Genomic DNA, 7,090 nt, shown 5'->3' with positions numbered 1-7,090 from the left:
AAGCCGAAGTCCGGTTGCGCGAACTGCTGCGTGACGAACGGTTCGGTGGTGGAGCGAGGATCGAACGGCCGGCCCGCCCCCGGCTGTGCGTTTCCGTGCTCCGGTTTGTGCAGGTTCGGATCGAATCCGCCAGTAGTCATGTACTTCCCCCTCGAAATCGAGTCCTGTGTTGTCTTGTGACGCCCCGCACAATACTCGAGGGGCGTGAGTGATCGAAGTGACGGGAGGGGGAGAACGGGTGAGCGTGCCTCGTCCTGGGGACGAAAGCACGCTCACCCGAAAAGTCGACAGCTGTCAGACGGAGACGTAGCGGCCGGTGAATACCCGGTAGGCGTACGTCGATGCGATGATCGTGACCGGAATCGTCACGAGCAGTCCGAGGCCGCACAGCAGAGCGCCGACGATGTTGATACCGGCCAGCGCCAGTGCGAGCAGCAGCAGCGGTCCCACGTTCTGCGAGATGATCCCGAAGCTCGACTTGATGGCCGTGATGGCGTCCTGCTCCTGGTCGATCACGAACTGCAACGTCCACCAGGTGAGGAAGACGACGATCAGGCCCGGGATGATCAGCAGGATGAAGCCGATGGTGGTGAGAACACCCACCACGAGGCTGGCGACGACGATCGCCCCGATGTTGGTGAATTGGAAGAACGAACCGAAGGCCGGCTTGTTGCCGTCGACCTCATGGAGCGCTCCCCGCACCAGCGCGGCGTTGATCAGATAGCCCACCACGGTGGTGACGACGGTGCCGATGATCCGCCAGACCGAGAACGCTTCCCCGAAATCGGAGGACGTGTCGAAACCACCGAAGATCAGGTTCAGGGCGACCTGGATGAGGCCGGCGATCAGAATGATGCCGATCCACGTGACGGCGTTGTCCTTGAACTTGTTCCAGCCGTAGCCGATCGCGTCGCCCACGGAGAATTGTTCCGGCCCCCGGCCGGGGCCGCCGTACCCCTGCGCTCCCTGGCCCGGGGCACCGTAACCCGAAACCGGCGGGGGCGGCGGATATCCGCCGGGCGGCGGTCCCTGCGGGGGTGGCGGGTAATTACCGGGTGGCGGGTAATTTCCGGGTGGCGGGTAATTTCCGGGTGGCGGGTAGTTGCCGGGCGGGGGGTAATTCCCACCGGCAGGCGGCGGATATCCGCCGGGCGGCGGTCCCTGCTGCGGCGGAGGGTAATTGCCCGGAGGTGGTGGATAACCTCCAGGTGGCGGCGGAGGATGCCCCTGAGGGGGATATCCGCCCTGGTCACCCCCAGCGGGTTTGTCGTTCGGGTCGTATCCACCAGTCGTCATGTGATCCCCTCAGCAAGTGTTGATCGCTCGCGTGTGACAGTGCGAATAACGTGACAGTGCGAATAAACAGTACGTGGACAATCCTTTACCCGCCCACCTTTGGACGTCACCTCTCCTGCGTTCGTGATGCCTTACGCTGGGAATCGTGACGAATTCAGGGGGTACGGACGATCCCGATCCCTGTGGTGGCCGAACACCGTCGCCGTACGGTGAGGCGCCGGGCTGGCCGCGCGAGGGCTACGGCGTCGACGAGAACGGGTATCCGACCTATACGGCGCCCACCGAGAAGTATCCCGACCATCTTCGGCCCGGCGCGTACGGCACCACGCCGACGCAGAATCCGGGACAGTACGGCGTCCCCGATCCGTACGCGACGGCGAATCCCTATGGCGGTGCCTACCCGTACGGTGCGCAGAATCCGTACGGCATGGGCTATCCGCAGCAGCGGGGCACCAACGGCCTGGCGATTGCAGCGCTGGTGGTCGCGCTCGTCGGCGGCTGGTTCTGCGGAATCGGCGCCGTCGCCGGCATCATCCTCGGCATCATCGCCCTGAATCAGATCAAGGTGAGCGGACAGGACGGCCGGGGTCTCGCGATCGCGGGCATCGTGATCGGCATCGTGATGGCCGTGGCGATGGCAATCTATGTCGTGCTCGTCATCGCTCTGGCGGCGTCGGGGGGCTGACGATCCACGGTTCCCGCGGAAGGCGTTCGGGATCGAAACGGCGGAGCAGCACCGACAGGTCCGCCGCCTCGCCCGGGGTCGCGAGTCCCAGCGAGGCAGCGAGCAGGCCCAGCACTTCACTCGGCGAGCGCCCCAGTGCTTTCTGGTCGGCGAGCGTCACGGCGCCATCGCGTTTCGCGAGCCGCCTGCCTTCCACGTTGAGGACCAGCGGTACATGCGCGTACACCGGGGCGGGTAGTCCGAGCAGCCCTGCCAGATACGCCTGACGGGGTGCGGACGACAGCAGGTCGTCACCGCGCACCACTTGATCCACATCCTGGGCGGCGTCGTCGACCACGACGGCGAGGTTGTACGCGGGGGTTCCGTCGCCCCGCTGCAACACGAGGTCGTCGACCATGCCGGAGTATGGACCTTGCAGCACGTCGTCGATGGTGAACGACTCCACCTCCGCGCGCAGTCGTATCGCGGGTGGACGGCCTCCGGCACGACGGTGCGCGAGTTGCTGCGCAGTGAGGTTGCGGCACATTCCGGGGTAGGCGCCGGCGGGGGCGTGGGGAGCCGACACGGCCTTCTGTATTTCTCTTCTCGTGCAGAAACATTCGTAGGTGAGGCCCGCCGCCGCGAGCTGTACGATCGCGTCCTCGTAGCGTTGCAGCCGCTCGGACTGCAGCACCACGTCGCCGTCCCAGTGGAGTCCCAGCTCGGCGAGGTCCGCCAGTTGGTGCTCCCGCGCGCCCTCACGGACGCGGTCGAGGTCCTCGATCCGGACGAGGAACCGCCGGCCCGTCGACCTCGCGAACAGCCACGCCAGCAACGCGGTTCGCATGTTCCCCAGGTGAAGATCGCCCGACGGACTCGGTGCGAACCGTCCCGCGCCTCCCGTGCCCCCCGCGCCCGCCGCACCCCCCGCGCCTCCCGCCCAATGTGACAGCGGTGCGGTCTGAGGAGACGAATGCGACATTGGGCGACGGCGGCAGGGTCAGGACGCCAGCTCGATCGAGGACTCGACGGCCTCGTCACTGTGCAGGGTGAGTCGGATCTGTGTGTCGAGTGCGTGCTCGAGGTACTCCCGTGGGTACAGGTCGGGGCTGCCGACGGCTTCGAGTGCGAGACCGTCGACGGTGGCGAGGAGCAGTGCGACGCGTGTCTCCGCCTCCGGTGTACCGACGCCGATGAGGACGGACGAGAGCATCGTGCGAATGGTGAATTGCGTCGTGCGCCGGATCTCCGCGAGGGAGGGTGACGTTGCGGCTCGCACCGCGAACGCGGCCATGACGTGGGCCTCCCGGTAGCGCTGTTCGTCGAGTGGAAGCAGCTGCGACAGCATTCTGGAGAGGACGTCGGCCGGGTCGCCGTGCCGGTCGATCGCCGCCAGTCGCTTCAGCACCTTGTCGACAAGGTCGTGCAGTGCGAAGGCGAACATCTCGTCCTTGGTGGAGAAGTGGTGCTGTACCGCGCCGATGGACACGCCGGCACGTTTGGCGACTTCCCGGACACTGGCGCTCTCGAGTCCTGCCCCGGCCGCCACGTCGAACAGAGCAGCAGCCAGCAGGTCGGGACTCGTAGACGAGTATCGGCGTTCGCGCATGAAGGGAACATTACTGATGTATTGAATCAATACACGCGTCAGGTACCCCGTGTACCCGAGTGGTGGATGTGACGTCGCTACCCCGCAGGACGGCCGCTACGCCAGCGGAATGACCGCGCGCGGCAGGTCTGCCCGCAACTCGACGTCGGTGACGAAGTCGCCGTCTGCAGGCTCGTAACGTCGCTGCGGGTCGAAATCCTCCACCCGGAAGCTCCCGAGGGCGGGGGAGTGGGTGGTGACGGCGAGCGTGCCGCCATCGAGATCGAACTGCAATAGTCGCTGGAATCCCGTCTCCCGCAGGCCGTCCGTCGTGAAGTTCTGATAGTTGGCCAGCAGTTCCACCACCTTGCGATCGGTGTCACCCACCTTTCGATCGGTCACCGTGGTCTGACCGTCGACATGGCCTGCGAGAACGAGGAACACCGTGTCGAACGGGACCACCAGTCGGTTCCAGATCTGTTGTCCTGCACTGCCGCCGATGTCCCCGAAGCCGCTCATGCGGAGTGAGCCGTCCTCGTCGAGGTAGTAGTGACTGCCGATCATCACGTTGCGGTCCGAATGGTCTTCCAGCACGGCCTCGGCCCAACGCAATACATGCTCGGGCGGGTTGTAGCCGATGTAGAGCATGAGGAACTTGGCCCCCGCGATGTCGAGTAGGTCGTAGTGCGCCGAATTGTCTGTGGCCGTGACCGATTCACCCCAATGAGGCTTGTTGCGGAAGCGCTGCGGCCCGAAGAACTCGTTGTAGAGGGCGTGGTTCTTCTCGTGCTCACCGGGTACGAGTCGTCCGCCGACGTTCCACAGGTTGTCGTGGTTGCCCGGGAGGACGCCGTAGGGGATACCCGCCTCCTCGAGGATCGCCATGGCCTTGTCCGCCACTTCGAATTCGGGACGGGCGCGAGTGTCCGGGGCGCCCGGCCTGATCCAGCTCTGCACGAGGTCACCGGTGTGCATGGCGTAGGCGATCTTGCGCTCGTCGGCGTTGTCGGCCGTCCAGCGCGTCATGGCGTCGAACACTTCGGGACGATCCCGTGCGATGTACTGGGTGTCGGTGATGTGCTGGATCGCGAAGTCGTATCCTCGCGGGTTGGCGAACTGTTGGTCGGGCACTGAATTGGCATTGCGAAAGCTGGAGTCGCGGCGGGGGCTGTCGATGACGAGGATCTGCGCGGACTGAGCGCCGTCGAGGCGGGCCGTCAACCTGACCGGTCCGCCCGGGTCGTCCGGTCGCGCCGTGGCCACCGGCTCACCCCAGGTGTCCGACTCCTCGTTCCACACGTGCATCGCCACGTCGTCGAGATTCACCGACCGGCCGCGCCAGGTCACCTCGGCGGCGGAATCCGGCGCGAACCGGAGTTCGTATCGTACGTACGGGTATTCGTCGAAGCGGTTGCTGGTGGCCGCCGCCCGATCCGATTCGTTTCCCGGAATCCGCCGGGGCGGGGTGGATTCGTCGGTGATTCCGGCGAACATGACCGCCGATTCGATCTCGGCCGACGAGGTGATGCCGCGGGCAGCGATACCTCCCCTACCGCGAGGCTCGGGGTCGGCCGCGGCGATCATGTCACCGCCGAGTACGGCCACGGCCGCGCAGGCAGTCACCAGCGCGGCGATTCTGCCCGGCACGCTCATGCCCCGAGGTTACAAGCGTGCCGGGCGGGGAGGTGGGTGACCGCGAAGGTCAGGCCGTGCGGCCGAGGTAGGCGAGGACCTTGGTTTGCTGATCGGCGTCTGCCGGGACGTCCACGGCGGGCCCGCACACCCCGGCGGTGCGGATGCTCTCTCCCATCTGTTCGGCAACCTCGCCGACCCAGGTCAGGTCGGCGGCGGGAATCGTCTCGTCGAGGCCGGTGGCCCGGGCAAGATCCCAGCCGTGGACCACCAGATCGAAGCAGTAGAAGCTGTCCACCGTCGCAGACAGGTCGGTACGGCCGAAATGGCCGTCGTACTCGCGGTTCGCGAGTTCGGGATCGTCGAGAACGGCCTGCATCGCGTCGCGGGTGGCGATCCAGGCGCCCACAGGATCGTCGTCGACGGACGGCCCCGGCGGGAGTTCGAGATCGACCACGGTGACGATGTGGCGCTGCGTGTCGACGACGTGCCGCACGACGTCGCGGGCAGTCCATCCGTCGCATGGGGACGGCGAATCCCATCGATCCTCGGGCACGGATTCGACGCGGGTCGTGAACTTGGCCGCGAGGTCGCGGTAATGGGTTGCGGGGGTGTGGGTTGTCGAGGTCATGCTGCCGATTCTTCTCCTGCCGATGGGGTGCCGGCTTGAACATTTCCGACATCGACGACGGAGGCCCCGCCGTGCCAGTTCGGTGCCTCACCGGCAAGCAACGCTGACGGTGTGAGGGTGGAAATTCGCCGGCATTCGCGGGAGAGATGTGCCTGGTCGCTGTACCCGGCTACGGCGGCGAGTTCGGCGAGTCCGGTCCCCGGAGCACGCTGCGCCAGCGCCATGAATCGTTGGAGCCGCAGGATTCCGCGCAGCGTGGCGGGCCCGTACCCGAACGCGTCATTGCATCGCCTCTGCAACTGGCGCTCGGTCACGGACGCGGCGTCCGCGAGCGCGCGGACATTCCACGAGTGCCGGGCCAGTGCAGTGCGCACGTTGTCGATCAACGGATCCGGCTCGGCCCGCTGCGCTCGCCAGGAGCGCACCGCATACTCGAACGCCGTGATGCGCTCGCCGCTGTCGGCGGCGTTCTCCAGCCGCTCCAGGAGGCGGCGTTCCCACGTGGAACCGAGAACGTCGGCAAGCGGCACCCGGATGTTCCGGATCTCGGATGCCGCAGTCGCGAGCAGCCGTGACCCGGCACCCGGACGGAAACGCACACCGACGGATTCGGTGCCCGGAGGCAGTGTGAACGACCATGCCGAAGTCTCGGGCCCGCACACCCGAATGCCGACGCCCCGGATCCACAGCACGTCCATGCACCCGTCGGGCACCAGCAGATGCTCGCCCTCGGCGCGCGCCGACCATCCGCACACCAGAGTGTCGGTGAGGTCGGACGACGTCGCGGTCGGCGTGTACCAGCCCATAGGAGCAGCCTAATTCGACCCACCGACAGATGGCTGGCGCAATCTCGCGCGAAACTGCTGACGTGGGCCTCCGACTCGAGGTGAACTGTATGTACGGGTCCGCTCGCGTTCTCGAAAGGCCCGCCGCGCAGCAGTGAGACAGCCATAGTCACACGGAATGAGGACTTGCGATGAGACGCACATGGGCACTCGCGGCGCTGATCGTCGCCAGCTTCGCTTTCGCGAGCTGTTCCTTCGCCTCGACGGATTCCGGCGACACCGGCGGCGACGAGGCCGTGTCGCCCACGCCGACGTCTCCACCGACGGCGCCGGGCGCGCCGGTCCTGAAACTGGGCCCCACCACGATTCGAATCGCATCGTGGGCTACTCGATCGACTCTCGAATGAAGGCTCGGCTCGCTGTCGACGCCCTCGACTCCGCCGTCGCCCGACGAGCGGCGGCCGGCGATCAGGTGGCCGGGTGTGTTGTCCACA

At 66.5% G+C, this 7,090-nt stretch carries 8 protein-coding genes; 1 reads left to right on the top strand and 7 read right to left on the bottom strand.

Going from position 1 to position 7,090, the window contains the following annotated elements; all coding sequences use genetic code 11:
* Positions 1 to 294: 294 nt before the first annotated feature.
* Positions 295 to 918 carry a hypothetical protein gene (locus WAW17_RS15740; RefSeq protein ID WP_422333881.1) on the bottom strand — a complete coding sequence of 208 codons (624 nt, stop codon included), beginning with the start codon at positions 916 to 918 and terminating at the stop codon, positions 295 to 297.
* Positions 919 to 1,441: 523 nt separating this feature from the next.
* Between WAW17_RS15740 and WAW17_RS15735 the strand changes: the two genes are divergently transcribed.
* Positions 1,442 to 1,981, top strand: a complete 540-nt coding sequence (locus tag WAW17_RS15735; RefSeq protein WP_422333880.1) for a DUF4190 domain-containing protein — start codon at positions 1,442 to 1,444, stop codon at positions 1,979 to 1,981.
* Here the strand turns inward: WAW17_RS15735 and gluQRS are convergent.
* The 6 genes from gluQRS to WAW17_RS15705 all read right to left on the bottom strand — a co-directional run.
* Entirely contained in the window at positions 1,953 to 2,942 is a 990-nt protein-coding gene (gene gluQRS, locus WAW17_RS15730) for a tRNA glutamyl-Q(34) synthetase GluQRS (protein ID WP_422333879.1), read from the bottom strand. The genes WAW17_RS15735 and gluQRS overlap by 29 nt on opposite strands.
* An 18-nt stretch (positions 2,943 to 2,960) precedes the next feature.
* The gene (locus WAW17_RS15725) at positions 2,961 to 3,569 is read right to left on the bottom strand and encodes a TetR/AcrR family transcriptional regulator (protein ID WP_422333878.1); all 609 of its coding nucleotides are present in this window, start codon (positions 3,567 to 3,569) and stop codon (positions 2,961 to 2,963) included.
* Between the two features lie 96 nt (positions 3,570 to 3,665).
* Complete coding sequence (locus WAW17_RS15720; RefSeq protein WP_422333877.1) at positions 3,666 to 5,201, bottom strand: metallophosphoesterase; 1,536 nt, start codon at positions 5,199 to 5,201, stop codon at positions 3,666 to 3,668.
* Between the two features lie 49 nt (positions 5,202 to 5,250).
* Positions 5,251 to 5,811: a TIGR03086 family metal-binding protein gene (locus WAW17_RS15715; protein WP_422333876.1), complete on the bottom strand. Its 561-nt coding sequence runs from the start codon at positions 5,809 to 5,811 to the stop codon at positions 5,251 to 5,253.
* A complete protein-coding gene (locus tag WAW17_RS15710; RefSeq protein WP_422333875.1) occupies positions 5,808 to 6,617 on the bottom strand; it encodes a helix-turn-helix domain-containing protein in 810 nt (269 codons plus the stop codon). The genes WAW17_RS15715 and WAW17_RS15710 overlap by 4 nt, the downstream gene beginning before the upstream one ends.
* Positions 6,618 to 6,765: 148 nt before the next feature.
* On the bottom strand, positions 6,766 to 7,090 hold a 325-nt coding region (locus WAW17_RS15705), incomplete at its 5' end, for a hypothetical protein (RefSeq protein WP_422333882.1).

The organism is Rhodococcus sp. (in: high G+C Gram-positive bacteria), assembly GCF_049286785.1.
Taxonomy (GTDB): Bacteria; Actinomycetota; Actinomycetes; order Mycobacteriales; family Mycobacteriaceae; genus Rhodococcus_F.
The sequence above is the reverse complement of the archived record's forward strand: the minus strand, read 5'-3'. Positions and strand labels throughout refer to the sequence as shown.